Origin of the sequence: Amycolatopsis sp. cg9 (genome assembly GCF_041346945.1) — a bacterium.
GTDB lineage: Bacteria > Actinomycetota > Actinomycetes > Mycobacteriales > Pseudonocardiaceae > Amycolatopsis.
The window spans coordinates 611,448-635,327 of the sequence record NZ_CP166850.1 but is presented as its reverse complement, the minus strand read 5'-3'; the positions used below and the strand labels follow the sequence as shown (position 1 = coordinate 635,327).

The following is a 23,880-nucleotide window of genomic DNA, read 5'->3' as shown; positions in this document are numbered from 1 at the left end:
CGGCACTTAAAGTGTTCGCGTGACGACTCCAGCCCAGCACGACCGCGACCTGGCGGAAGGCCGGGTGACCCGGCTCAAGCAGGACCTGCGCGACGGGCTTTCGACCCCGCCCGGCGACGTCGAGGCGATGGACGGGCTCGTCGCGAGCGCCCACCGGCTGCTCGACGCCGAGCTGGCGTTCGACGAGGCCAAGCACCGGCTCGCCAACGCCGAACTCGAGGCCCGGCACGCGGCGACGCAGCGCGCGGTCGTGTGGTTCGCGGCCGCGCCGGTGCTGGTGCCGCTGGTCGCCGGGGCGCTCGTGCTGTTCGAGGTGCTTTCGCCGGTGTGGCTGTTCGCGCTGGTCCCGCTGTTCGCCGCGGGCCTGTGGATCGGCTTCGCGCCGGTCCGCCGGGTCGGCGACGTCATCCGCGAGCGGACGCGTGCGGCGTGGGCGGGCAGCGTGACGGCGGGGTTGCTGGTGGGCGCGCTGCTCCCGTGGCCGCCGGCGGTGGTCTGCACGATCCTGGCGGCGCTGGGGATCGCGGCCACGGCCGGGCTGCTCTGGCGGGAAAGCCGGATCCCGTGAGCCACGGCTACGCGACCTACGGCGACGACCCCGAGTTCGAGCAGGAGTACGTCGAGCCCGTCGACACCACGCGCCGCGACCTCGACGAGCTGTTCGCGGCGGTGGACGGGTTGCGTGCCGCCGTCGAGGAGACCGACGACCGCTTGCGCCGGGACGTCGCCGACCTCAGCGAGCGGCTCGAAAGCGGCGGCGCGACCCGGCAGGAGGACCGGATCGACCTGCTCGGCCGCCGGCTGGAGCGGCTGCAGCAGCAGGTCCACGCCCTGGAGCGCGCGGTCCGCGTGGCCGACGGCGTCCCGCGCGTCGACCTCGACGACGTCGGCGCGGAGACGCGCGCGCTGGCGGCCGAGGCGGCGCGGTGGGACGACCTGCACAAGGAACTCGTCACGAAGGAGCAGCGCGCGCGGTACGAAGAGGAGATCGCGCGCCTTTCTTCGGTGCACGAGGCACATGCCCGGTGCGACGCCGACCTGCTGGACGTCATCGGGGTCCTGGCGGCCACCGACCGCGGCTCCCGCTCCCGCGGCGACGCGGAGTCCCGCCTGCGCGCGCTGACCACCCGCCGCCGGACGCTGCTGGACGAGGAGATCCCGGCGGCGGAGGCCGCGGCGGACCAGGCGCGGCTGGCGCTGCGCGAGGCGGACGCGGTCGAGGCGCGGGTGGTGCCGCAGCTGGAACGCGCCGAACGGGCGTGGCACGACCTGCAGGTCCGCCTCCGCACCCGCATCACCGACGCCCTCGGCTCGAACGCCCTCCTCCCCACCTGGTTCGGCCACGCGCTGGGCGTCGCCCCGCCCACCGGCTCGACCGGCGACACCTGGCTCCGCACGGCGGCTTCGGTGCTGGCGTACCGGGTGACGTTCAAGGTCACGGACCAGGCGCTGCCCCTGGGGCCGCCGGCGGCGGACGGCGCCGACACGACGGAACGCCGGTGGACCTGGCGCGCCCGCCTGGAGTCGGACCTCGACGACCTCGCCCTCTAGCCCGGCCGCGTTCGTCCGTTCGGCTGGTTCTGGTCCGGCGCGGAACATCGCGGCGGGCACCGGCGACTGTAGGGCCATGGAACAGCCCGGCGACAGCTCGCGGAACACCGTGCGCGGCGACGTGCACGGCACGGTCGTCCAAGCAGGGACCGTGTACCTCGGGGACGTCCACCACCCCGCGAGCCCCGAGCGGGACTTCCGGGCCGACGGGCTGCGGGCCTTGGCGCGCAGGGACTACGAGACCGCCATCGCGGACCTCACCCGGGCGGCGCCCGCGGATCCCGGGCTGGACTTCTTCCTCGCGCTGGCGCTGCTGCGCGGCAACCGGCCGCACCGGGTCCGGTCGAGCCGGGAGCTGACCGCCGTCCGCGACCGGCTCCGCCGCACCGCGCACCTCCCGCACGCCCGGCTCCTCCTGCTGCTGACCGACGAGGACCGGGGACGGTTCTGGGAGCGCGGCGGACCCGTATCCGGGCTGCTGGCCGAACTCGTCGCGGCGGCCGGGCCGGACCACGTCCGGACGATCCTCGAGCACGTGACCGCGCCGGAGAACCGGGTGTGGCGAGTCCTGGCCGCGAGCCAGGGGACGGAGGGCCGGGCATGACCGAGTCCGACTACGGCGAAGACCGCCGCGAAGTCGTCGACCGCTACTTCGCGGCGGTACCGGGCGAGCGGGAACGCCAACGCGTCTGGGGTTACCTGCTCGGCGGGCTCGCCCTGCTCCTGTTCGGGGTGTTCACGTCGATCACCGGCTCCTGGCCGATCGGCGTCGTGTTCGTCGTGGGCGGCGGGGCCGCCGCGGTGCGCGGCTTCCTGCTGTTCGAGGCCTACCGCGACGCTCGCGAGGCGGCGCTCCCCAAGCCGCGGGACGCCATCATCGACAAGATCCGCGACCACGAGCTGGCGAAGGTCCGGCGGCGCGCGCTGGACCGGCTCGACCTGACCGCCGAAGACCTCGAACTCGACCCCGCGGACTGGGACCCACTGGCGCAACCGCTGCGTGAGGAGTCCCCGCGCGAGCCGCTGATCGTCACCGGTCCGGTCCCCACGTCCCGCGCGGTGGTCGGCCGGGACGGGATCTGGCGGTTCTCGCAGTACGCCGTGCTGGCGATCTGCCCGACCGACTACCACCTGGGGCTCTACCGGTGCGTGATCGACCTGCGGGTGGCCGGATTGTTCCAGGAAGAGACCCACGAGTACCACTACGCGGACGTGGTGGCCGTCTCGACGGCGATCCGCGAGGGCACCCGCGTCACCGCGCAGATCGCGGACGACGACGGCGGCCACCGGTTCGAGCGGGCGCTGCTGCACGAGTTCCGGCTGGTCGTCTCGAGCGGGGACGCGAGCGCGATCGTCGTCGGCATCTCCGACGAACGCCACCCCGACCACCAGGCCCGGCTGCCGGCGGCGGGCATCGACACCGTCGTCCGCGCGGTCCGGAACATGCTCCGGGACAAGAAGGCGGCGCTCCCGGAGATCAGCCCCCGCTGACGCGCAGGGCGGTCTCCAGCTCCCGGTGCAGCTCGCCCAGCCGGGTGCGGCCCGGCTTTCCCGGCGGGAAGCGGCGAAGCAGGTCCGGCACCTCAGGCGGGGCTTGCGAGAGGGCCCACCGGATCTCCGCCGCCGCGTCGCCGCCGGCCAGCTCGGAGGCCAGCGCCGCCTGCTGGGCCGGGCCGACGATGTGCTTCACCTGGTGCGGTGACTCCAGTGGGTGCAAGTACGCGGCCCCCGCCGCGGCCACCGCGGACCGGGCGGCCGCCGAGGCCGCCGGGTCGGTCGTCTCGCCCGCCGCCGCGAGGGCGGCCCAGGCCGTCGTACGCAGGACCTTCGTGCGCGGATCCCCGGCGGCGAACGCCTCCGCCGCCTCGATCGCCGAGCGGGGGCGGGTGTCGCCGGGGACGCGGGCTTCGTACACCGGCAAGACGCGCGAAGCGCACGCCGCGGCCCAGCTCGTCAACGCGCGGAGTTCGTCGAGGGTCAGCTCCATGTGGCTGAAGCGTATCCTTGAAACCCCGGTTGAGGCTTTCAGACGGTCGCGGGCCGGCGCAGGGCCTGCCGGCGCAGGCGGTTGAACAGCTTCGCGTTGTTCAGCGCGAACACCCCGACCGTCTCGCCGTCCCGCTGGAACGCCGCCACGAACGACGAGGACGCCGGGTCGCCGTCGACGTAGGAAAGCGTGTCGTCCGGCCGCGGGTGCCCGGCCAGCTGCAAGGTCCCCGAATACTGGTCCGACCAGACGTACCCGCTCGGCTCGTACGTCCGCGTGGTCCGCCCGGCCAGCAGGTTGGCCACCGCGACCGGGGCCTGCTCGGACGCGTTCGTCCAGTGCTCGTGCCGCCGGCCGGTCCCGCCGGCGTGGTAGCGGGCCACGTCGCCGACGGCGACCACGGACGGCAGCGAAGTCACCAGCCCCGCGTCCGTGTGGACGCCGTCGCCGACCTTCAACCCGGAGCCCGCCAGCCAGTCCGTCGCCGGTGTCATGCCGACGCCGGTCACGACCACGTCGGCCGGGACGAGCGAGCCGTCGGCCAGGTGGACGCCGGCCGCGTCCATGCCCGCCACCGCGACGCCGCAGCGCAGGTCCGTGCCGTGGTCGCGGTGCAGCCGGGCGCACACCGCGGCCAGCGACGGGCCGAGCACCGGCGCCAGCGGAGCGGCCAGCGCTTCCAGGACGACCACGTCCAGACCCAGCGAACGGCACGTCGAGGCCACCTCGGCCCCGATGAACCCGGCTCCGACGATCGCCACGCGCACCCCGGGCACCAGCGAAGACCGCAACGCCACCGCGTCGTCGAGCGTCCGCAGCGTGTGGGCGCCCTCGAACCCCGGCAGCGTGCGCGCGCGGCCGCCGGTGGCGATGACGACGCCGTCGGCGTGCACCGAGCCGCCGTCGGACAGCAGCACGCGGCGGTTCGAAGGCTCCAGTGCCGTCGCGCGCACGCCGAGCCGGAAGTCCAGGGCCAGCGAGGCGAGGTCGCCCGCGTCGAGCAGTTCCAGCGACGCCGGCGAGGCCGTCCCGGCCAGGAACGCCTTGGACAGCGGCGGCCGGTCGTAGGGCAGGTGCGGCTCTTCGCCGATCAGCACGATCCCGGCGTCGTAGCCCTGCGCGCGCAGCTCCTGCGCGGCGCGGACCCCGGCGAGCGAAGCACCGACGACGGCGACCCGCTTCACGCGGCGTCCTCGCCCGCCACGCCCTGGACGTAGACGACCCCGTCGTCGACGAGGACGGGGTACGTGCGCACCGGCTCCTTGGCCGGCAGGCAGGTCGGCACGCCCGTGCGCAGGTCGAACAGCGCCGCGTGCAGCGGGCACTCGACGAAGCAGCCTTCGAGCCAGCCGTCGGCGAGGGAAGCGTCCTGGTGGGTGCACGTGTCGTCGATGGCGTACAGCTCCCCGGCCTCGGTGTGGAACACCGCGACGGCGGGGGCCCCGGGGATCCGGACGGACTCACCGGGGGGCAGCTCGTCCACCGTGCACGCGCGAATCATGTCGCCTCCGTTATGTTGCGCATGGGGGAACATCAACTGTGATACGCAACAAGTGTGAGCACGGCTCCCGGCGTCGTCAAGGGGGTACGCCCGGGTAGTTTTTCGTTAGCGGGCAACACACTTCCCGGGCACGCCGAAGGCCCGTACCGGGGATGGCGGTACGGGCGTTCGTGCGTCCGGGCTACTTCGCGGCGGCTTCCCCGTGCCGGTAGAACGGCAGCTTGAGCGGGGCGAGCGGGGTGTTGCCGAGGATCAGGTCGGCGGCCTTCTCGGCGGTCATCATCACCGGCGCGTAGATGTTGCCGTTGGTGATGTAGGGCATGACCGACGCGTCGACGACGCGCAGGCCCTCGGTGCCGTGCACCCGCATGGTCTGCGGGTCGACGACGGACTTCTCGTCCACGCCCATCTTGGCCGTGCACGACGGGTGGAGCGCGGTCTCGGCGTCCCGGGCGACCCAGTCGAGGATCTCCTCGTCCGTTTCCACCGACGGCCCCGGCGAGATCTCGCCGCCGTTGTACGGGTCCAGCGCGGACTGGTTGAGGATCTTCCGCGCCACCCGCACGGCTTCGACCCATTCCTTGCGGTCGGTTTCGGTCGACAGGTAGTTGAACTTGATCGCCGGGTGCTGCCGCGGATCGGTGGAAGTGATCTTCACCGACCCGCGGGTGTCGGCGTACATCGGGCCGACGTGCACCTGGTAGCCGTGGCCTTCCGTGGGTGCCGAACCGTCGTAGCGGATCGCCACCGGCAGGAAGTGGAACATCAGGTTCGGGTACTTCACCTCGTCGTTCGACCGGACGAACCCGCCGCCCTCGAAGTGGTTGGTCGCGGCCGGCCCGGACCGCAGGAACAGCCACTGCGCGCCGATGTAGGGCCGCTTCCACTTCGCCAGCGACGGCTGCATCGACACCGGCTGCTTGCAGGCGTACTGGATGTACACCTCCAGGTGGTCCTGGAGGTTCTCGCCGACGCCCGGCAGGTCCTTGACGACGTCGATGCCGAGCTTCTCCAGCTCCGCCGCGTTGCCGACGCCGGACAGCTGCAGCAGCTGCGGGCTGTTGATCGCGCCGCCGCAGAGGATGATCTCCTTGCCGTACACCTCGCCCGGCACGCCGCGGCCCTGCGTGTACTCGACCCCGACCGCGCGCGTGCCGTCGAAGAGGATCTGCGACACGAACGCGTGCGTCTTCACCGTGAGGTTCGGCCGGTTCAGCACCGGGTGCAGGTACGCGCCCGCGGCCGACAGCCGCCGTCCTTTCCGGACGTTGCGGTCGAACGCCGCGAACCCCTCCTGCCGGTAGCCGTTGACGTCGTCGGTGCGCGGGTAGCCCGCCTGCTCGGCGGCGTCGAAGAACGCCTGGAACAACGGGTTCGACGCCGGGCCGCGCTCCAGTTCGAGCGGACCGTCGTGGCCGCGCCACTGCCCGCCGGGGGCATCGGCGAGGCAGTTCTCCATGCGGTTGAAGTACGGCAGGCAGTGCGCGTAGTCCCAAGTGGACATCCCGGGGTCGCCGCCCCAGCGTTCGTAGTCCATCGGGTTGCCGCGCTGGAAGATCATCCCGTTGATGCTGGACGACCCGCCGAGCACCTTGCCGCGCGCGTGGTAGATGCGGCGGCGGTTCATGTGCGGCTCGGGTTCGCTGCGGTAACCCCAGTCGTAGAACTTCGACCCGATCGGGAAGGTCAGCGCGGCCGGCATGTGGATGAAGACGTCCCACTTGTAGTCCGACCGGCCCGCTTCCAGGACGAGGACCTTGTTGGCGGGATCGGCCGACAGCCGGTTCGCCAGCGCGCAGCCCGCCGAGCCACCGCCGACGATGACGAAGTCGTAGGTATCGGAACTCATGCGTCCTCCTCAGCCGGGCAGGGTGTCCGGGGCGTCGTCCGGCATGTGCTCGGGGCTCGTGTGCGATGAACCCCAGGTGCGGCGCCGGACGTAGAGCATGATCGCACCGATGATCACGATCAGCCCGGTGACGATCACCGCGCCCCACTGGAAGTACCAGTGGTCGTCGCCGTACACCTCGGCGCGCGGCCAGATCAGGTTCACCGTCATCGCGGCGCCGTAGAGCACCGCCACCAGGTTCACGAGCGTGCCCCAGCGGCCCAGCTTGAAGTACGGGCCGTGCTCCGGGCGCGGCCAGTGCCCGCGCAGGCGGCGCACCAGCATCGGGCCGGTGACCATCAGGTAGGGGATGTAGAACAGGATGATCGCGGTCGAGGTCAGGATGAAGAACGCCCGCTGGTTGCCCAGGTTGATCAGCAGCACCACGATCGTGAGGCCGCCGGTGAGCAGCGCCGGCAGCACCGGCGTCTTCGACCGCGGCGACACCTTCGCCATCGCCTTGCTGAACGGCAGGCGGCCGTCGCGGGCCATCGCCCACGTCATCCGGATCGCCGCGGTCTGCACGGCCAGGCAGCACACGGTGATCGCGATCGCCGAGCAGATCAGGAACGCGTCGCCGAGGCCTTCGCCGAGGGTGCTCTTGAGCAGGTAGGGCATGCCGGACGTGCTCAGCTCGTCGGCGTTGAGGTTGCCGACGGCCATCATGCCGAACAGCATGATCAGGCCGCCGACGATGAACGCCGCCGCGAGCGCCCGCAGGATCGCGCGCGGCGCGTGCCGCCGCGGCTGGGTGGTTTCCTCGGCCAGCGAACCGGCGGTGTCGAAGCCGTAGAAGACGTACGCGCTCATCAGCGACGCCACCAGGAACGCCCCGAGGTACCCGAACGAGTGACCGTCGCCGGTGCCGTGGGTGTCGAACACGATGCCGGGGCCGCGCTTGATGTGGATGGCGAGCGCGATCACGAGCAGGACGCTCGCGCCGAGCTCGACCGCGACGCCGAAGTTGTTGATCTTCGCCATCAGCCGGACGCCGATGATGTTCACGATCGTGGCGAACACGACCAGGATCACGGCCAGGATGATGGCGTTCTGCGCGCCGCCCGGGGTGGACGTCAGCCCGGCGTCGGAGTCGCTGCCGACGATCTGGAACGCGGTCGAGACCTGCGGCAGGATGATCTGGTAGGCCACCGCGACGGCGCCCGCCGTCACGATCGCGCCGATGATCATGATCCAGCCGGCCAGCCACGACGTCGCGGGTTTCGCGATCTGCTTGGCCCACTGGTAAACCGACCCCGCGAGCGGGAACTGGCCGGCGAGCTCGGCGAAGCACAGGGCGACGGCGAACTGCCCGAGGAAGACCAGCGGCCAGGTCCAGATGAACGCCGGCCCGCCCGAGCCGAAGCCGAAGAAGAACAGCTGGAACACGCCGGTCAGGATGGAGATGTAGCTGAACCCGGCGGCGAAGCTGGAGAACGAGCCGAGCGAGCGCTCGAGCTCCTGGCGGTAGCCGAACTTCTCGAGGTCGGAACTGTCGTCGGCAGCAGGCCCCCCGCCCGCCGGTATTTCCTGAGTGGTCATCGCAACGTCCTCACGTGGTGGGTGGGGGAGGGGTCAGCCCTTGAACCAGTGCTGCGGAACGGGATCGATGTTCTGGTAGACGTGCTTGCTCTCCTGGTACTCCGCCAGCCCGGACGGTCCGAGCTCGCGGCCGATGCCGGATCTCCCGAACCCGCCCCACTCCGCCTGCGGCAGGTAGGGGTGGTAGTCGTTGATCCACACGGTGCCGTGGCGCAGGGCCCCGGCGACCCGCTGGGCGCGGGACGCGTCCGACGTCCACACGGCTCCGGCGAGCCCGTACTCGGTGTCGTTGGCCAGCGCGATCGCGTCGGCCTCGTCGGCGAAGCGTTCCACGGTGACGACCGGGCCGAAGACCTCTTCCCGGACGATGGCCATGTCCCGGGTGCACTCGGAGAACACGGTGGGGCGCAGGAAGAAACCGCCTTCGTACTCCGGTCCTTCGGGGCGCTTGCCGCCCGCTCGCAGGGTGGCGCCGTCCTGGAGAGCGCTTTCGATGTACCCCTCGACCTTGGCGCGGTGCTGCGCCGAGACGAGCGGGCCCGTCTCGGTTGCCGGGTCCATGCCGTCGCCGACCCGGATCTTCTCGGCGCGCGCGGCGAGGTCCGCGACGAACCGGTCATGGATCCCATCCTGGACGATCAACCGCGCGCCCGCCGAGCAGACCTGTCCCGAATGGACGAACGCGGCCATCAGCGCGTAGTCGAGGGCGGTGTCGTAGTCGGCGTCGGCGAAGACCACGTTCGGGTTCTTGCCGCCGAGTTCCAGCGCGACCCGGCGGACGCCCTTCGCGGCGGCGGTCATGATCTTCTCGCCGGTCGCGTAGCCGCCGGTGAAGGAAACCAGGTCCACGGCCGGGTGCTCGACCATCGCCGCGCCGACGTGCCCCGGGCCGAGCAGCAGGTTGACGACGCCGGGTGGCGCGCCGGCTTCGTCGAGCAGGGCGACCAGCTTGATCGTGGTCAGCGGGGTGACCTCGCTCGGCTTGAGGACCACGGTGTTGCCCGCGGCGAGGGCGGGCGCGACCTTCCAGGACATCTGCAGCAGCGGGTAGTTCCACGGCGCGATCAGCGCGCAGACGCCGACGGGCTCGTGGACGATCCGGCTGACTACGGTCGCGCTGCCCGCGTCGACCAGCCGTCCGGCGTCCTTGTCCGCCAGGTCGGCGTAGTAGCGGAAGACGTTCGTGACGTCGTCGATGTCGATGCGGCCCTCGCCCAGCGTCTTGCCGGTGTCGAGGCTCTCGGTCCGGGCCAGCTCTTCGCGGTCGCGGACCAGGAGGTCGGCCGTCCTGCGCAGGAGCGCGCCGCGTTCGGCGGCGGTGGTGCGGCGCCACGGGCCCTCGTCGAACGCCCGGCGAGCGGCGCCGACCGCGGCGTCGACTTCTTCGCGGCCGGCCTCGGCGACGGTTTCGATGACTTCGCCGGTGGCGGGGTTCAGCACGGCGGAGTGCGTGCCGGCGGCGGCGTCCGCCCAGCTCCCGTCGATGTGGAGGTCCTTCATGCGGCCCTTCCCGGATCGGTAGTGGCTGCTCGGTGCCCGGAGTGCGTACATTTGTACGCGAAGCGTGTACAGATGTCCACAAGGGGGCTCGATGGCGAAGAGCGAACCCGGCGCGACGCGGCGCCGCGGTCCGAACGACCCCGAGCGGCGCGCCCGGATCGCCCAGGCGGCGATCGAGGTGGTCGCCCAGCGGGGGATCGACGGGGTCACCCACCGCTCGGTCGCCGCGGCGGCCGGCGTCCCGCTCGGCTCGACGACCTACCACTTCGCGACGCTGGACGACCTCCTGGAGGTCGCCTTGCACGAGGCCGCCGAGAAGAACGTCCACGCGCTGAAGGAGTGGGAGTCCGCGCTCCCGCCGGACGCCGACTTCGCCGCGGCGCTCGCCGACCTGGTGATGGGCTACGTCAACGAGCAGTACCGCGACACCGTCGTCGAGTACGACCTGTACGTCGCGGCGCTGCACCGGCCCGCGCTCCGCAAGGCGAGCGCGGCGTGGGACGAGGCGCTCATCGCGTTCTTCGGCTCCCGGACGGACCCGCTGACCGGCCGCCTGCTGGCCGGCCTGTTCTGCGGCCTGCTGATGCAGCTGGCGCTGGCCGACCCCCGGCCGGGCCGCGCGGAGATCGAAACACTGTTCCGGCGGGCGATCGACGGGCCGGCCTGAACCCCTTGTGCGGGCACTGAAAAACACGGGTTGACAGCCGTGCGTGGCGGCAGTCACTCTGTTCCGGAGTGAGCAACAAGACGCGTTCTGCGCAACTCCCGTACTGATCCGCGGAGAGGACCACGCCGGTGACCGCTATCGATCTCCCGCCCAGCCTGCTCGCCACCCTGCCCGGCACCTCCTACACCGACCCGAAGATCTTCGCGCTGGAGCAGGCGAAGATCTTCGAGGCGGACTGGTTCTGCGCCGTGCGCAGCGCCGACCTGCCGACGCCCGGGTCGTTCGAGACCGTGCAGATCGGCCGGGAGAGCGTCCTCGTCGCGCGGGGCCGCGACGGCGGGCTCGCCGCGTTCCTCAACGTCTGCCGTCACCGCGGCGCCCGGCTCTGCACGGCCGGGAGCGGGACCGTGAAGCGCGCCTTCCAGTGCCCGTACCACGCCTGGACGTACGGGCTGGACGGCAAGCTCGTCGCCGCGCCGAACCTCACCGGGATGCCGGACGTCGACCGGACCGAGTTCGGGCTCACGAAGGTCCACCTGCGCGAGTGGCTCGGCTACGCCTGGGTGTGCCTGGCCGACGAGCCGCCGTCGTTCGAAGAGACCGTCGTCGGCGCGGTCACCGAACGCCTCGGCGGCGCCGGAGAGATCGACGCCTACGGCATCGGCGGGCTCGCGCTGGGCAAGCGCATCGAGTACGACGTGAAGGCGAACTGGAAGCAGATCATCGAAAACTTCATGGAGTGCTACCACTGCGCGACGATCCACCCGGAGCTCACCGAAGTGCTCCCGGAGTTCGCCGACGGCTACGCCGCGCAGTACTACGTCGGGCACGGCGCCGAGTTCGGCGGTGAGATCAAGGGCTTCACGATCGACGGCGGCGAAGGCGTCGACCGGCTGCCCGGCGTCACCGAAGCCCAGGACCGCAAGTACTACGCGATCACCATCAAGCCGGGGGTGTTCGTCAACCTGGTCCCGGACCACGTGATCCTGCACCGGATGTTCCCGCTGGCCCCGGACCGGACGCTGGTGCGCTGCGACTGGCTGTACCTGCCGGAGGTGGTCGAGTCCGGGCGCGACCTGACCCGCTCGGTCGAGCTGTTCCACCGCGTCAACCTGCAGGACTTCGAGGCGTGCGAACGCTGCCAGCTGGCGATGGACTCGCGGTCGTACGCCAACGGCGGGGTGCTCGTGCCCAGCGAGCACCACATCGGCGCGTTCCACGACTGGGTCCGGGCCCGGCTGGCCCCTTAGACCAGCGCCCGGATGGCGGCCTCGAAGCCGGTGACGTGCTCCAGCGTCAGCGCGGCGGCCTTCTCGGCGTCGCCCTCGATGATCGCGGTGAGGAGCGGGACGTGCTCGTCGACGTGGCCGGCCATCCCGGACAGCCGGGGCACGAACACGCACCAGATCCGGGTCGCCAGGTTGTCGTACCGGATCAGCGTGTCCTCGAGGTACGGGTTGTGCACGCACCGGTAGATCGCCCGGTGCAGGGCGAGGTCGGTGCGCAGCAGCTCGGCGTTGTCCCCGGCGGGGACGCCGGTGTCGAGCTGCGCGCGCAGCTCGGTCAGGGTGGCCCGGTCGGCCGCGGTCGCGCGCTCGGCCGCGGCGGCCGTGGCCATCGGCTCCAGCGTCCGCCGGACCTCGGAGATGTGCGCGAGGTCGGAGATGTTGACGTCGGTGGCGAACGTCCCGCGTCGCGGGTAGGCGACGACCAGCCGTTCGGACTCCAGGCGCTTCAGTGCTTCGCGGATCGGCGTGCGGCCCATGCCGAGTTCGCTGCCGAGCTCCTCTTCGGTGATGGGCGAGCCCGGCGGGATGTCCAGCATGACCAGGCGATCACGGACGAAGCGGTACGCCTGTTCCGCCAGGGATGGGGGATTGACCTGCGGGTGCATGGCGCTTAGCCTACATCGACGATTGATATATCAGAAGTCGACCACGAAAGGTTCGCAATGACCGCCACGCTCGGCTCAGTGCTCGACCGGTCCTTGGCCGACTACGACCCGGCGGTGGCCGCGGCCATCGGCGCCGAGCTGCGCCGCCAGCGGACGACGCTGGAGATGATCGCCTCCGAAAACTTCGCGCCGCTCAGCGTGCTCCAGGCCCAGGGCTCGGTGCTCACCAACAAGTACGCCGAGGGCTACCCCGGCCGGCGCTACTACGGCGGCTGCGAGCACGTCGACGTCCTCGAGCAGCTCGCCATCGACCGGGTCAAGGCGCTGTTCGGCGCCGGGTTCGCCAACGTCCAGCCGCACTCCGGCGCCCAGGCCAACGCCGCCGCGATGGCCGCGCTCCTCAAGCCCGGCGACAAGATCCTCGGCCTCTCGCTCGCCCACGGCGGGCACCTGACGCACGGCATGCGGATCAACTTCTCCGGCCTGCTCTACGACGTCGCCGCCTACGAAGTGTCCGAAAAGGACCACCGCGTCGACCTGGCCGAGGTCGAGCGGCTGGCGAAGGAGCACCGGCCGAAACTGATCATCGCCGGCTGGTCGGCCTACCCGCGGCGGCTCGACTTCGCCCGCTTCCGCGAGATCGCCGACGAGGCCGGCGCGTACCTGATGGTCGACATGGCCCACTTCGCCGGCCTGGTCGCGGCGGGGCTGCACCCGTCGCCGGTGCCGCACGCGCACGTCACGACGACCACCACGCACAAGACCCTCGGCGGCCCGCGCGGCGGCGTCGTGCTGACGAACGACCCGGCGCTGGCCAAGAAGGTCAACTCCGCCGTCTTCCCCGGTCAGCAGGGCGGTCCGCTCGAACACGTCATCGCCGCCAAGGCCGTCGCGTTCAAGATGGCGGGCGAGCCCGAGTTCGCCGAACGCCAGGAGCGGACCCTGCGCGGCGCGAAGATCCTCGCCGAACGGCTGCTGGCCGAGCCGGGGATCTCCGTGCTGACCGGCGGCACCGACGTCCACCTCGTGCTCGTCGACCTGCGCGACTCCGAACTGGACGGCAAGCAGGCCGAGGACCGGCTGCACGAGGTCGGCATCACCGTCAACCGCAACGCCGTCCCGTTCGACCCGCGCCCGCCGATGGTCACCTCCGGCCTGCGGATCGGCACGCCGGCCCTGGCCACCCGCGGTTTCGGGGACGCCGAGTTCCGCGAGGCCGCCGACGTCATCGCGGAGGCGCTCGAGCCCGGCTACGACGCCGGGAAGCTGCGGGCCCGCGTCACCGCGCTCGCCGAAGCGTTCCCGCTGTACCCCGGGGAGGAGACCCGATGACCGACCTGCCGGAGCACCCGGACTTCCTCTGGGACAACCCCGAGCCGAAGAAGGCCTACGACGTGGTCGTGGTCGGCGGCGGCGGGCACGGCCTCGCCACCGCGTACTACCTGGCCAAGGTGTTCGGCATCACCGACGTCGCCGTGCTGGAAAAGGGCTGGCTCGCGGGCGGCAACATGGCCCGCAACACCACGATCATCCGCTCCAACTACCTCTGGGACGAGAGCTCCGGCATCTACGAGCACTCCCTCAAGCTGTGGGAAGGCCTGGAAGAGGACCTCGGCTACCCGATCCTGTTCAGCCAGCGCGGGGTGCTGAACCTCGCGCACACCCTGCAGGACGTCCGCGACAGCGTCCGCCGCGTCGAGGCCAACAAGCTCAACGGCATCGACGCCGAATGGGTGGACGCGGCCGGCGTCAAGGAGATCTGCCCGATCGTCAACACCTCCCCGGACGTCCGCTACCCGGTGCTCGGCGCGACCTACCAGCCGCGCGCGGGCATCGCGAAGCACGACTACGTGGCGTGGGGCTTCGCCCGCGCCGCGCACGAACTGGGGGTCGACCTCATCCAGAACTGCGAGGTCACCGGTATCTCCACAAGGGACGGCCGGGTCACCGGTGTCGAGACGTCGAGGGGCCGGATCGCCGCGGGCAAGGTCGGGCTGTGCGCGGCCGGGCACACGTCCGTGCTGGCTCGCCTGGTGGGGCTCGACCTGCCGCTGAACTCGCACCCGCTGCAGGCGCTGGTGTCCGAGCTGCTGGAGCCGGTCCACCCGACGGTCGTCATGTCGAACGCCGTGCACGTCTACGTTTCCCAGGCGCACAAGGGCGAACTCGTGATGGGGGCGGGCATCGACAGCTACAACGGCTACGGCCAGCGCGGCTCGTTCCACATCATCGAAGAGCAGATGGCGGCCGCGCTGGAACTGTTCCCGGTGTTCGCGCGGGCGCACCTGCTGCGGACGTGGGCCGGGATCGTCGACGTCAGCCCGGACGCGTCGCCGATCATCGGCCTGACCCCGGTCGAGAACCTGTTCCTCAACTGCGGCTGGGGCACCGGCGGCTTCAAGGCCACCCCCGGCGTCGGCGACGTCTTCGCGGCGACCATCGCCCGCGGGAAGCCGCACGAGTACGCCGAACCGTTCACCCTCGACCGGTTCACCACCGGTGCCCTCGTCGACGAGCACGGCGCCGCCGCCGTCGCCCATTAGGAGAATCCGTGCAACTCATTCCCTGCCCCTGGTGCGGGCCGCGTGAAGAGGCCGAGTTCCACTACGGCGGCCAGGCCCACGTCGCCTACCCGGAGGACCCGGCCGCACTGTCCGATGAGGACTGGGCCAAGTTCGTCTTCTTCCGGGCCAACCCGAGCGGCCCGTACGCGGAGCGCTGGAGCCACTCCGCGGGCTGCCGCCGGTGGTTCAACGCCGTCCGCGACACCCGCACGCACGACCTCCTGGCGATCTACCGCCTCGACGAGCCCAGGCCGGTGACCTCATGACCCGGCTCTCCGGCGTCCCGCTCAAGTTCACCTTCGACGGCCGCGAGCTGACCGGTTTCCTCGGCGACACCCTGGCTTCCGCGTTGCTGGCCAACGGCATCCACCACGTCGCGACCAGCATCAAGTACGGCCGGCCGCGCGGCATCGTCGGCGCCGGCGTCGAGGACTCGAACGCGCTGGTCCAGATCGAAGCGCCGTTCCCGGAGCCGATGCTGCCGGCGACCACGGTCGAGCTGTACGACGGGCTGGTCGCCCGCGGCCTGCGCGGTCAGGGCCGGTTGGCCGCCGAGCCCGACCCGGCGCGGTACGACGCGAAGCACGCCCATTGCGACGTCTTGGTCATCGGCGCCGGGCCCGCGGGCCGCGCGGCCGCTGCCGCGGCTTCCGGCCGGGTGCTGCTCGTCGACGACCAGCCCGACGGCGAAGCTCCCGATGGCGTCCGGTTCCTCTCGCGCACCACGGCGTTCGGCGTCTACGACGACGGGTTCGTGCTCGCCCTGGAACGCCGGGGCGAGCCCGCGGCCCCCGAACGCGTCTCGCGGCAACGCGTCTGGCGGATCCGGGCGAAGCGGATCGTCATCGCGACCGGTGCCCACGAGCGGCCGATCGTGTTCCCGGACAACGACCGCCCCGGCATCATGCTCGCTTCGGCCGCCCGCACGTACTTGAACCGGTACGGAGTCTTGGTCGGTCAGCGCGTGGTCGTGTTCACCACCAACGACTCCGCGTACGACGCCGCCACCGAACTGGCCGGGGCCGGGGCCGAGATCGTGCGGATCGTCGACGCTCGCCAGGGCTACGGCGTCATCGGCACCGACGGCGACACGCACATCACCGCCGCCCACGTCGGACCCCTGGGCTCGACGCAAGGGGAGCGGGTGCCGTGCGACCTGCTGCTGGTGTCCGGCGGCTGGAACCCGGCCGTGCACCTCTACAGCCAGGCGCGGGGCACCCTGCGCTACTCCCCGGAGCTCGGCTCCTACGTCCCGGCCGGTGACCTGCCGGACGTGAGCGTCGTCGGCGCCGCCGCGGGCGAGGGGCTGCCCGAGACCGAGGTGCTGTGGCAGGTGCCCGCGCCGGAGTCCGAAGTGGACACCCGGTTCGTCGACCAGCAGCGGGACGCCACGGTGTCCGACGTCCTGCGCGCCACCGGCGCCGGGCTCACCTCGCTGGAGCACGTCAAGCGGTACACCACCATCGGCACCGCGCACGACCAGGGCAAGACGTCCGGCATGCTCGCCGCCGGGATCACCGCCGAAGCGCTGGGCGCCGACCTCGCCGACCGCCGGCCGACGACGTTCCGCCCGCCCTACACGCCGGTCGCGTTCGCCGCGCTGGCCGGGCGGAACCGCGGCGAGCTGCACGACCCCGTGCGCGTCACGACGATCCACCCGTGGCACGTCGAGCACGGCGCCGAGTTCGAGAACGTCGGGCAGTGGAAGCGCCCGTGGTACTACCCGCGGCCCGGCGAGTCGATGCGCGACGCCGTCCGGCGCGAGTGCCGCGCGGCCCGCACCGACGTCGCGGTGATGGACGGGTCGACTTTGGGCAAGATCGACGTCCAGGGCCCGGACGCCGGCCGGTTCCTCGACATGCTCTACACGAACGTGATGAGCACCCTCAAGGTCGGCCGGATCCGCTACGGCGTGATGTGCGGGGTGGACGGGATGGTGCTCGACGACGGCACGGTCATCCGCGTCGGCGAGGAACGCTTCCTGGTCACCACCACGACCGGCAACGCGGCGATGGTCCTCGAGTGGATGGAGGAGTGGCTCCAGACGGAGTGGCCGCACCTGCGCGTTTTCGCGACGTCGGTGACCGAGCACTGGGCGACGGTCCCGCTCGTCGGGCCGCGCTCGCGGGAGGTCCTCGGCCGCCTGGCGCCGGGCCTCGACGTCTCGAACGAGGCGTTCGGGTTCATGACCTGGCAGGACGCCGAGGTCGCCGGAATCGCGGCCCGGGTCTGCCGGATCAGCTTCTCCGGCGAGCTGGCCTACGAGATCAACGTCCCGTCGTGGCACGGACCCGCGCTCTGGCAGTCCATCGTGGACGAAGGAGCGACGCCGTACGGCACCGAGACCATGCACGTCCTGCGCGCCGAGAAGGGCTACCCGATCATCGGCCAGGACACCGACGGCACGGTCACCCCGCAGGACCTCGGCATGTCCTGGGCGGTGTCGAAGAAGAAGGCCGACTTCCTCGGCAAGCGGTCGTTCGCCCGCGCCGAGAACAACCGCCCCGACCGCAAGCACCTGGTCGGGTTGCTCCCGGTGGACCCGTCGGTGCTGCTGCCGGAGGGCTCGCAGATCATCGAGTCCGACGTCGTACCCGAACCGCCGGTGCGGATGCTCGGCCACGTCACCTCCAGCTACGACAGCGTCGCCCTCGGCCGCACTTTCGCGCTCGCACTGGTGCGCTCGGGTCGCGAGCGGATCGGCGAAACGCTGTACGTGCCCGTCGGCGATCAGGTCGTGCCGGTGACCGTGACCGAATCCGTGCTCTTCGACAAGGAAGGAGCCCGCCGTGACGGTTGACGCGGTCGACGAACCGTTCCGCACCCAGCTCACCGTGCGCCTCCGCGAGGGCGACACCCTCCTCGGCGTCCCGCTGCCCGGCCCGTGCACCTACACCAGCGGCAACGGTGCCGACCTCCTCTGGATGGGCCCCGACGAGTACCTCGTCCTCGCCGAGCCCGGCCGCCAAGCCGAACTGGAACCCGCACTTTCACGTGAAAGTGCGGCCGTCGTGGATGTGTCGGCGCAGCGCAACGTCGTGCGGCTGACCGGGGCGCACGCGGCCGACGTCCTGGCCCACGGGTGCTCCGTCGACCTGGCGGCGTCGCCGCCGGGGACGTGCGTCCAGACCCTGCTGGCCCGCACCGGGATCGTGCTGATGGTCCGCGAAGACGGCTTCACGATCCTCGTGCGCCAGTCCTTCTCGGACTACTTCCACGCGTGGCTGGCCGACGCGAGCCTGGAGTACGTCTCGTGACCTTCACCCTGACGCTCAAGTGCCCGGAGCGCGCCGGGATCGTGCACGCCGTCACGACGTTCCTGGTCGGCCAGGGCTGCGACATCGTCGAGCACCAGCAGTTCGACGACGACGTCCGCGGCTCGCTGTTCCTGCGCACGTCGTTCACCTGCACCGAAGAGACCACTGTGGACGATCTGACCCGCGCGTTCGCGCCGGTGGCGGGGGACTTCGGAATGGAATACGGGTTCTCCGACGGCACGCCGCCGCGGATCCTCGTGATGGTGTCGAAGTTCGGGCACTGCCTCAACGACCTGCTCTTCCGCTGGCGCGCGGGCGGGCTCGGCGCGGAGCTCGCGGTGGTCGTGTCCAACCACGAAGACCTGCGGCCGATGGCCGAGGCGGCGGGCGTCCCGTTCGTGCACGTGCCGGTCACCGCGGACACCAAGCCGGAGGCCGAGCAGCGGCTGCTCGACCTGGTCGGTGAGTACGAAGTGGACTTGATCGTGCTGGCCCGGTACATGCAGGTGCTGTCCGACGCGCTCTGCCGGAAGCTCGAAGGCCGCGCGATCAACATCCACCACTCGTTCCTGCCCGGCTTCAAGGGCGCCAAGCCCTACCACCAGGCCTACGACCGCGGTGTCAAGTACGTCGGGGCGACCGCGCACTACGTCACGCCCGACCTCGACGAGGGCCCGATCATCGAGCAGGAGGTCCAGCGCGTCGACCACACGTACTCGCCGCGCGAGCTCGTGACCGTCGGCCGCGACGCCGAAGCCCTCGCCCTTTCCCGTGCGGTGCGCTGGCACTGCGAACGCCGCGTCCTGCTCAACGGCAACAGCACCGTCGTCTTCCGTTAGGAGTTCGCCATGACCGCACCGCGAGTCGTGATCATCGGCGCCGGCATCGTCGGCGCGAACCTCGCCGACGAGCTGACCGCCCGCGGCTGGTCCGACGTCACCGTGCTCGACCGCGGCCCGCTGCCGCGCACCGGCGGGTCCACCTCGCACGCGCCCGGCCTGGTGTTCCAGACCAACGCGGCCAAGGCGATGACGGACTTCGCGAAGTACACCGTCGAGAAGTTCCTGGAGCTGGACTGCTTCCTCCAGGTCGGCGGCATGGAGGTGGCGACGACGCCGGCCCGCTGGGAGGACCTCAAGCGCAAGCACGGCTGGGCGACGTCGTGGGGTGTCGAAGGAGCGCTGATCGACGCCGCCGAATGTGTCGAGCGCTGGCCGCTCCTGGACGGCTCGCAGGTGTTCGGTGCGCTGCACACCCCGACCGACGGACTCGCGCGGGCGGCGAAGGCCGTCGAGGTGCTGGCCGCGCGGGCGGGTTCGCGGGGCGCGAAGTTCATCGGCTCGACCCGCGTCACCGACGTGCTCCGGAGCGGCGGCCGCGTCACGGGTGTCCGGACCGACCAGGGGGATTTCCCGGCCGACGTCGTGGTGTCGTGCGCCGGGTTCTGGGGGCGCGAGATCGGTGCGATGGCGGGCATGGACGTCCCCTTGTTGCCACTGGCGCACCAGTACGTCAAGACCGGGCAGGTCGCGGAACTCGCCGGGCGCAACACCGAAGAGGTCGAAGCGAGCCTGCCGATCCTGCGCCACCAGGACCAGGACCTGTACTTCCGCGAGCACGTCGACCGGATCGGCATCGGCTCCTACGCGCACCGGCCGATGCCGGTCGAAGAGTCCACATTGGATCACTCGGTGACCGCGACCGCGATGCCGTCGATGCTGCCCTTCACCGAGGACGACTTCGCGCCTTCTTGGGAGCAGAGCAAACTGCTCCTGCCCGCGCTGCGGCAGACCAAGGTCGAAGAGGGCTTCAACGGCATCTTCTCCTTCACCCCGGACGGCCAGTCGCTGGTCGGCGAGTCGGCCGACGTCCGCGGGTTCTGGCTGGCCGAGGCGATCTGGGTGACGCACTCCGCGGGCATCGCGAAGGCGGTCGCCGAGCTGCTCGTCGACGGGCATTCCGAAGTGGACACCCACGACATCGACGTCCACCGCTTCGAGGAGGTCCAGCTCGCGCCGTCGTACGTGCACGAGACCGCGCAGCAGAACTTCGTCGAGGTCTACGACATCCTGCACCCGTTGCAGCCCAAGCTTTCCCCGCGCGATCTGCGCGTGACGCCGTTCCACGCCCGGCAGCGCGAGCTGGGCGCGGTGTTCCTGGAAGCGGGCGGGTGGGAGCGGCCGCACTGGTTCGAGGCCAACGCGCCGCTGCTGAAGCAGCTGCCGCACGACTGGCTACCGCCGGCGCGGGACGCGTGGTCGGCCCAGTTCCACTCGCCGATCGCGGCGGCCGAGGCGTGGCACACGCGCAACGGAGTCGCGCTGTACGACATGACCCCGTTGAAGCGAGTGGAGATCAGCGGACCCGGATCGCTGGAATTCCTGCAGTCGCTGACGACCAACCAGCTCGACAAGTCGGTCGGCTCGGTGACCTACACGCTGATGCTCGACAACGCCGGCGGCATCCGCAGCGACGTCACGGTGGCGCGGCTGGAACCGGAGCTGTTCCAGGTCGGGATCAACGGCGGCATCGACGTCGACCACTTCGTCAAGCACGCGCCTCCCGGGGTGCAGGTCCGGGACATCACCGGCGGGACGTGCTGCGTCGGCGTCTGGGGCCCGCTGGCGCGGGACCTCGTGCAGCCGTTGAGCCGCGAGGACTTCTCGCACGCCGGGCTGAAGTACTTCCGGGCACGCCGGGCACGGATCGCGGGAGTCCCGGTCGTCGCGATGCGACTGTCCTATGTGGGCGAACTCGGCTGGGAGATCTACACGAGCGCGGACAACGGCCTGCGGCTGTGGGACGCGCTCTGGGCGGCCGGGCGGCCCCTCGGCGTCATCGCGGCCGGGCGGGCGGCGTTCAACAGCCTGCGCCTGGAAAAGGGCTACCGGCTGTGGGGCACCGACATGACGACCGAGCACGACCCGTACGAGGCCGGTGTCGACTTCGCGGTGCGGCCGGCGAAGGGGGAGTTCCTGGGCCGGGACGCGCTCGAGGGCCGGACCGCGTCGCGGCGGCTGCGCTGCCTGACGATCGACGACGGCCGCACGGTGGTGCTGGGCAAGGAACCGGTGTTCGTCGACGGCGTGGCTTCGGGGTACGTCACGAGCGCGGCGTACGGGTACACCGTGGGGCGGCCCATCGCCTACGCGTGGCTCCCGGCGTCGGCGGACGTCGGCAGCGGTGTGGAGATCGAGTACTTCGGCCGCCGGGTCGCGGCCACCGTGGCCGCCGAGCCGCTGGTCGACCCCGGCATGGAACGGATCCGGCGGTGAGCCATGCGTGATCAGATCATGAGCGACTACCTGAAGACCCTCGCGTCCGAAGCGTCCCCGGGCGGCGGCGCGACGGCGGCCCTGCACGTGGCCCAGGCCGCGGCCCTGCTCTCGGCCGAGACGTTGAGCATGCACGCGCTGCGCCTGGCCGAGAAGGAGGCGCACGCGTTCCGGGGGCTCACCCGCGCGCACCGGCTGCCGCCGGGCGAAGCACGGGAGGCCGCGCTGGCCGACGCACGCCGGCACGCGTGCGAACCGGCGGCGGAGGTGATCACCGCCGCGGCGGCGGTGCTCGACCTGGCGGAGCGGGTGCCGCCGGACGCGCTCGTGGCCACCGACCTGGCGGCGGTGGCCGAGGCCGCCCGCGCCGCGGCGACGACGGCCGGGGTGAGCATCGCGGTCCACTCGGGAGCGGCCGACCCGCGGGTGCCCGCGCTCCGCGACCGGGCCGCCCGGCTGACGGCGTCGGTGGTTACCGGCTGAGGTCCTCGGGTAAATCACAGCAAGTCCATGGAAGGGCGCCAGGAAATTCTCAGGAAACCGGCGTTTCCTGGAGGGGCCGGAGGCTTGTCGAGGGCTGGAGCTGTGCATGAGCGAGTACGACCGAGGACCGCAGGGCGGCGGCGAATACCCGCCTCACCAGCAGTACTACGGCCAGTACGGGCAGCAGCAGTACTACGACCAGCCCCGTGACCAGTGGGGCCGCCCGTACCCGCAGTACACGCAGCCGTTCCAGGCCTACCCGCCACCCGCGTACCAGCCGCCGCCGCGCAAGCGCCACCCGCTGCGGGCGCTGAGCCTCACCGTGGTCGCGATCGCGCTGGCCGTGGTCGCCGGGCTCGGCATCGGGCACCTGATCGCCGACGCGAACAGCCCCACCGCGAGCGGCAACCAGAACTTCGGCTTCTCCGGCCAGCCCAGTGCGTCCCAGACGGTGCTCGATGTCGACGCCGTGTCGGCCAAGGTCAACCCGGCCATCGTGAACATCGAGACGGAGCTCGGCCTGCAGGGCGCGGCCGCGGCGGGCACCGGCATCGTGCTGACCCCCGACGGCGAGGTGCTCACGAACAACCACGTCGTCGCCGGGGCGACCAGCATCAAGGTCACCAGCATCGGCACCGGCGACACCTACACCGCGGACGTCGTCGGCTACGACCGCGGCGAAGACATCGCGGTCCTGCAGCTGCGGAAGGCGTCCGGCCTGCCGACCGCGGTCATCGGCGACTCGTCGAAGGTCGCCGTCGGCGACCAGATCCTCGGCCTCGGCAACGCGGGCGGCAAGGGCGGCGACCCGGTGCCCGCGCCCGGCACGGTGACGGCGCTCGACCAGTCGATCACGGCGTCGGACGAGTCGAGCGGCTCGTCCGAGCAGCTCAAGGGCCTGATCCAGGTCCGGGCGAACATCGAATCGGGTGACTCCGGCGGCCCGCTGGTCAACGCGGACGCGCAGGTCATCGGCGTCGACACGGCCGCGTCCACCGGCTACCAGCTCAACGGCCGCCGCAGCGGCGGCGCCGGCCAGGGCTTCGCGATCCCGATCAACCAGGCCGTCGACATCGCCCACCGGATCGTCGCGGGCACGGCGTCGGACACGGTCCACATCGGCAAGACGGCCTTCATCGGCGTCTCGGTCACCGACGGCCGGGGCGGGGCCCAGATCCGCCAGGTGGTCCCGCGCGGCCCGGCGCAGGAAGCGGGGCTCGCGGCGGGCGACGTCATCACGGCCATCGACGGCAGGGCGGTCGACTCGGCGACGACGTTGACGAGCGTGATGGACACCCACCACCCGGACGACCAGCTGACCCTGACGGTGACGAGCGCCGGCGGCGCGCAGCGGCAGGTGCCGGTGAAGGCGATCGAGGGCCCGGTCGGTTAGCGGAGCGTCTCGTTCAGCACTTCGCGGTGGGTCTGCTTCGCCGCGAGGTAGCGCTCGCGGCCGGCGTCGGTGATCGTCACGAAGATGCCGCGCCGGTCCACGTCGCACAGCGCGCGCTCGACCAGGCCTTCCTTCTCCAGCCGGGCGACCAGCCGTGAGGTGGCGCTCTGGCTCAGGTGGATGGCGCCGGTCAGGTCGGCCGAGCGGCACTTGAAGTCGCAGGTCGCGAGGCGCTCGAGGGCCTCGAACTCGTTCGCGCCGATCCCGTGGCGCTCCTGCAGACGGCACTCGAGCGTGCTGAACACGGCCGAGTAGCGCGCCAGCAGCTCGTGCCACTCCTGCACCAGGCCTTGCTCAGCGACGTCGCTCACAGCGACCAAC

The 23,880-nt window shown here is 71.5% G+C and carries 23 protein-coding genes; 15 read left to right on the top strand and 8 right to left on the bottom strand.

Going from position 1 to position 23,880, the window contains the following annotated elements; genetic code table 11:
• The first annotated feature begins 19 nt into the window (after window positions 1-19).
• The 4 genes from AB5J73_RS02500 (at window position 20) to AB5J73_RS02485 (ending at window position 3,042) form a co-directional block, all read left to right on the top strand.
• Window positions 20-568, top strand: coding sequence for a hypothetical protein (locus AB5J73_RS02500; protein WP_370967688.1), 549 nt, complete (start codon window positions 20-22; stop codon window positions 566-568).
• A complete protein-coding gene (locus AB5J73_RS02495) occupies window positions 565-1,551 on the top strand; it encodes a hypothetical protein (RefSeq protein ID WP_370967686.1) in 987 nt (328 codons plus the stop codon). The genes AB5J73_RS02500 and AB5J73_RS02495 overlap by 4 nt, the downstream gene beginning before the upstream one ends.
• A 76-nt stretch (window positions 1,552-1,627) precedes the next feature.
• Window positions 1,628-2,155 (top strand): hypothetical protein, encoded by a 528-nt coding sequence (locus tag AB5J73_RS02490; RefSeq protein WP_370967683.1) that lies wholly within the window; start codon window positions 1,628-1,630, stop codon window positions 2,153-2,155.
• Window positions 2,152-3,042, top strand: coding sequence for a hypothetical protein (locus AB5J73_RS02485; RefSeq protein WP_370967681.1), 891 nt, complete (start codon window positions 2,152-2,154; stop codon window positions 3,040-3,042). The genes AB5J73_RS02490 and AB5J73_RS02485 overlap by 4 nt, the downstream gene beginning before the upstream one ends.
• Here the strand turns inward: AB5J73_RS02485 and AB5J73_RS02480 are convergent.
• The 6 genes from AB5J73_RS02480 to AB5J73_RS02455 form a co-directional block, all read right to left on the bottom strand.
• Window positions 3,029-3,538 (bottom strand): putative immunity protein, encoded by a 510-nt coding sequence (locus AB5J73_RS02480; RefSeq protein WP_370967679.1) that lies wholly within the window; start codon window positions 3,536-3,538, stop codon window positions 3,029-3,031. The genes AB5J73_RS02485 and AB5J73_RS02480 overlap by 14 nt on opposite strands.
• 38 nt (window positions 3,539-3,576) lie before the next feature.
• Complete coding sequence (locus tag AB5J73_RS02475; RefSeq protein ID WP_370967677.1) at window positions 3,577-4,722, bottom strand: NAD(P)/FAD-dependent oxidoreductase; 1,146 nt, start codon at window positions 4,720-4,722, stop codon at window positions 3,577-3,579.
• A complete protein-coding gene (locus AB5J73_RS02470) occupies window positions 4,719-5,039 on the bottom strand; it encodes a bifunctional 3-phenylpropionate/cinnamic acid dioxygenase ferredoxin subunit (RefSeq protein WP_370967675.1) in 321 nt (106 codons plus the stop codon). The genes AB5J73_RS02475 and AB5J73_RS02470 overlap by 4 nt, the downstream gene beginning before the upstream one ends.
• Before the next feature lie 181 nt (window positions 5,040-5,220).
• Complete coding sequence (betA, locus tag AB5J73_RS02465; RefSeq protein WP_370967673.1) at window positions 5,221-6,888, bottom strand: choline dehydrogenase; 1,668 nt, start codon at window positions 6,886-6,888, stop codon at window positions 5,221-5,223.
• A 9-nt stretch (window positions 6,889-6,897) separates the two neighbouring features.
• Window positions 6,898-8,466 (bottom strand): amino acid permease, encoded by a 1,569-nt coding sequence (locus AB5J73_RS02460; RefSeq protein WP_370967671.1) that lies wholly within the window; start codon window positions 8,464-8,466, stop codon window positions 6,898-6,900.
• A gap of 33 nt (window positions 8,467-8,499) precedes the next feature.
• Window positions 8,500-9,966 (bottom strand): aldehyde dehydrogenase family protein, encoded by a 1,467-nt coding sequence (locus AB5J73_RS02455; protein ID WP_370967669.1) that lies wholly within the window; start codon window positions 9,964-9,966, stop codon window positions 8,500-8,502.
• A gap of 91 nt (window positions 9,967-10,057) precedes the next feature.
• On the opposite strand from AB5J73_RS02455, the gene AB5J73_RS02450 reads away from it, so the two are divergent.
• Entirely contained in the window at window positions 10,058-10,633 is a 576-nt protein-coding gene (locus AB5J73_RS02450; RefSeq protein WP_370967667.1) for a TetR/AcrR family transcriptional regulator, read from the top strand.
• Window positions 10,634-10,761: 128 nt separating this feature from the next.
• Window positions 10,762-11,883, top strand: coding sequence for an aromatic ring-hydroxylating dioxygenase subunit alpha (locus AB5J73_RS02445; RefSeq protein WP_370967665.1), 1,122 nt, complete (start codon window positions 10,762-10,764; stop codon window positions 11,881-11,883).
• Here the strand turns inward: AB5J73_RS02445 and AB5J73_RS02440 are convergent.
• Entirely contained in the window at window positions 11,880-12,527 is a 648-nt protein-coding gene (locus AB5J73_RS02440) for a GntR family transcriptional regulator (RefSeq protein ID WP_370967663.1), read from the bottom strand. The genes AB5J73_RS02445 and AB5J73_RS02440 overlap by 4 nt on opposite strands.
• A 57-nt stretch (window positions 12,528-12,584) precedes the next feature.
• On the opposite strand from AB5J73_RS02440, the gene glyA reads away from it, so the two are divergent.
• The 9 genes from glyA to AB5J73_RS02395 all read left to right on the top strand — a co-directional run bounded on the left by glyA (window position 12,585) and on the right by AB5J73_RS02395 (window position 23,499).
• The gene (glyA, locus tag AB5J73_RS02435) at window positions 12,585-13,859 is read left to right on the top strand and encodes a serine hydroxymethyltransferase (RefSeq protein WP_370967661.1); all 1,275 of its coding nucleotides are present in this window, start codon (window positions 12,585-12,587) and stop codon (window positions 13,857-13,859) included.
• Window positions 13,856-15,070 (top strand): sarcosine oxidase subunit beta family protein, encoded by a 1,215-nt coding sequence (locus AB5J73_RS02430; RefSeq protein ID WP_370967659.1) that lies wholly within the window; start codon window positions 13,856-13,858, stop codon window positions 15,068-15,070. The genes glyA and AB5J73_RS02430 overlap by 4 nt, the downstream gene beginning before the upstream one ends.
• 8 nt (window positions 15,071-15,078) lie before the next feature.
• A complete protein-coding gene (locus tag AB5J73_RS02425) occupies window positions 15,079-15,357 on the top strand; it encodes a sarcosine oxidase subunit delta (protein WP_370967657.1) in 279 nt (92 codons plus the stop codon).
• Window positions 15,354-17,891, top strand: coding sequence for a 2Fe-2S iron-sulfur cluster-binding protein (locus tag AB5J73_RS02420; RefSeq protein ID WP_370967653.1), 2,538 nt, complete (start codon window positions 15,354-15,356; stop codon window positions 17,889-17,891). The genes AB5J73_RS02425 and AB5J73_RS02420 overlap by 4 nt, the downstream gene beginning before the upstream one ends.
• Window positions 17,881-18,348, top strand: a complete 468-nt coding sequence (locus AB5J73_RS02415; RefSeq protein WP_370967651.1) for a sarcosine oxidase subunit gamma — start codon at window positions 17,881-17,883, stop codon at window positions 18,346-18,348. Before AB5J73_RS02420 ends, AB5J73_RS02415 begins: the two co-directional genes overlap by 11 nt.
• The gene (purU, locus tag AB5J73_RS02410) at window positions 18,345-19,187 is read left to right on the top strand and encodes a formyltetrahydrofolate deformylase (protein ID WP_370967649.1); all 843 of its coding nucleotides are present in this window, start codon (window positions 18,345-18,347) and stop codon (window positions 19,185-19,187) included. The genes AB5J73_RS02415 and purU overlap by 4 nt, the downstream gene beginning before the upstream one ends.
• 9 nt (window positions 19,188-19,196) lie before the next feature.
• Complete coding sequence (locus tag AB5J73_RS02405) at window positions 19,197-21,623, top strand: FAD-dependent oxidoreductase (protein WP_370967647.1); 2,427 nt, start codon at window positions 19,197-19,199, stop codon at window positions 21,621-21,623.
• A gap of 3 nt (window positions 21,624-21,626) precedes the next feature.
• Window positions 21,627-22,106: a cyclodeaminase/cyclohydrolase family protein gene (locus tag AB5J73_RS02400; RefSeq protein ID WP_370967645.1), complete on the top strand. Its 480-nt coding sequence runs from the start codon at window positions 21,627-21,629 to the stop codon at window positions 22,104-22,106.
• A 106-nt stretch (window positions 22,107-22,212) separates the two neighbouring features.
• Window positions 22,213-23,499, top strand: a complete 1,287-nt coding sequence (locus AB5J73_RS02395; RefSeq protein ID WP_370967643.1) for a S1C family serine protease — start codon at window positions 22,213-22,215, stop codon at window positions 23,497-23,499.
• Here AB5J73_RS02395 and AB5J73_RS02390 read toward each other — a convergent pair.
• Window positions 23,496-23,870: a MarR family winged helix-turn-helix transcriptional regulator gene (locus AB5J73_RS02390; protein WP_370967641.1), complete on the bottom strand. Its 375-nt coding sequence runs from the start codon at window positions 23,868-23,870 to the stop codon at window positions 23,496-23,498. The two genes, AB5J73_RS02395 and AB5J73_RS02390, sit on opposite strands and share 4 nt — an antisense overlap.
• Between the last annotated feature and the right edge of the window lie 10 nt (window positions 23,871-23,880).

Bases quoted from the DNA above. Each gene is read 5' to 3' on its own strand.
- AB5J73_RS02490 (WP_370967683.1), top strand. From the start codon at position 1,628: ATGGAACAGCCCGGCGACAGCTCGCGGAACACCGTGCGCGGCGACGTG.
- AB5J73_RS02485 (WP_370967681.1), top strand. From the start codon at position 2,152: ATGACCGAGTCCGACTACGGCGAAGACCGCCGCGAAGTCGTCGACCGC.
- AB5J73_RS02480 (WP_370967679.1), bottom strand. From the start codon at position 3,538: ATGGAGCTGACCCTCGACGAACTCCGCGCGTTGACGAGCTGGGCCGCG.
- AB5J73_RS02470 (WP_370967675.1), bottom strand. From the start codon at position 5,039: ATGATTCGCGCGTGCACGGTGGACGAGCTGCCCCCCGGTGAGTCCGTC.
- betA (WP_370967673.1), bottom strand. From the start codon at position 6,888: ATGAGTTCCGATACCTACGACTTCGTCATCGTCGGCGGTGGCTCGGCG.
- AB5J73_RS02460 (WP_370967671.1), bottom strand. From the start codon at position 8,466: ATGACCACTCAGGAAATACCGGCGGGCGGGGGGCCTGCTGCCGACGAC.
- AB5J73_RS02455 (WP_370967669.1), bottom strand. From the start codon at position 9,966: ATGAAGGACCTCCACATCGACGGGAGCTGGGCGGACGCCGCCGCCGGC.
- AB5J73_RS02450 (WP_370967667.1), top strand. From the start codon at position 10,058: ATGGCGAAGAGCGAACCCGGCGCGACGCGGCGCCGCGGTCCGAACGAC.
- AB5J73_RS02440 (WP_370967663.1), bottom strand. From the start codon at position 12,527: ATGCACCCGCAGGTCAATCCCCCATCCCTGGCGGAACAGGCGTACCGC.
- glyA (WP_370967661.1), top strand. From the start codon at position 12,585: ATGACCGCCACGCTCGGCTCAGTGCTCGACCGGTCCTTGGCCGACTAC.
- AB5J73_RS02430 (WP_370967659.1), top strand. From the start codon at position 13,856: ATGACCGACCTGCCGGAGCACCCGGACTTCCTCTGGGACAACCCCGAG.
- AB5J73_RS02420 (WP_370967653.1), top strand. From the start codon at position 15,354: ATGACCCGGCTCTCCGGCGTCCCGCTCAAGTTCACCTTCGACGGCCGC.
- AB5J73_RS02405 (WP_370967647.1), top strand. From the start codon at position 19,197: ATGACCGCACCGCGAGTCGTGATCATCGGCGCCGGCATCGTCGGCGCG.
- AB5J73_RS02400 (WP_370967645.1), top strand. From the start codon at position 21,627: ATGCGTGATCAGATCATGAGCGACTACCTGAAGACCCTCGCGTCCGAA.
- AB5J73_RS02395 (WP_370967643.1), top strand. From the start codon at position 22,213: ATGAGCGAGTACGACCGAGGACCGCAGGGCGGCGGCGAATACCCGCCT.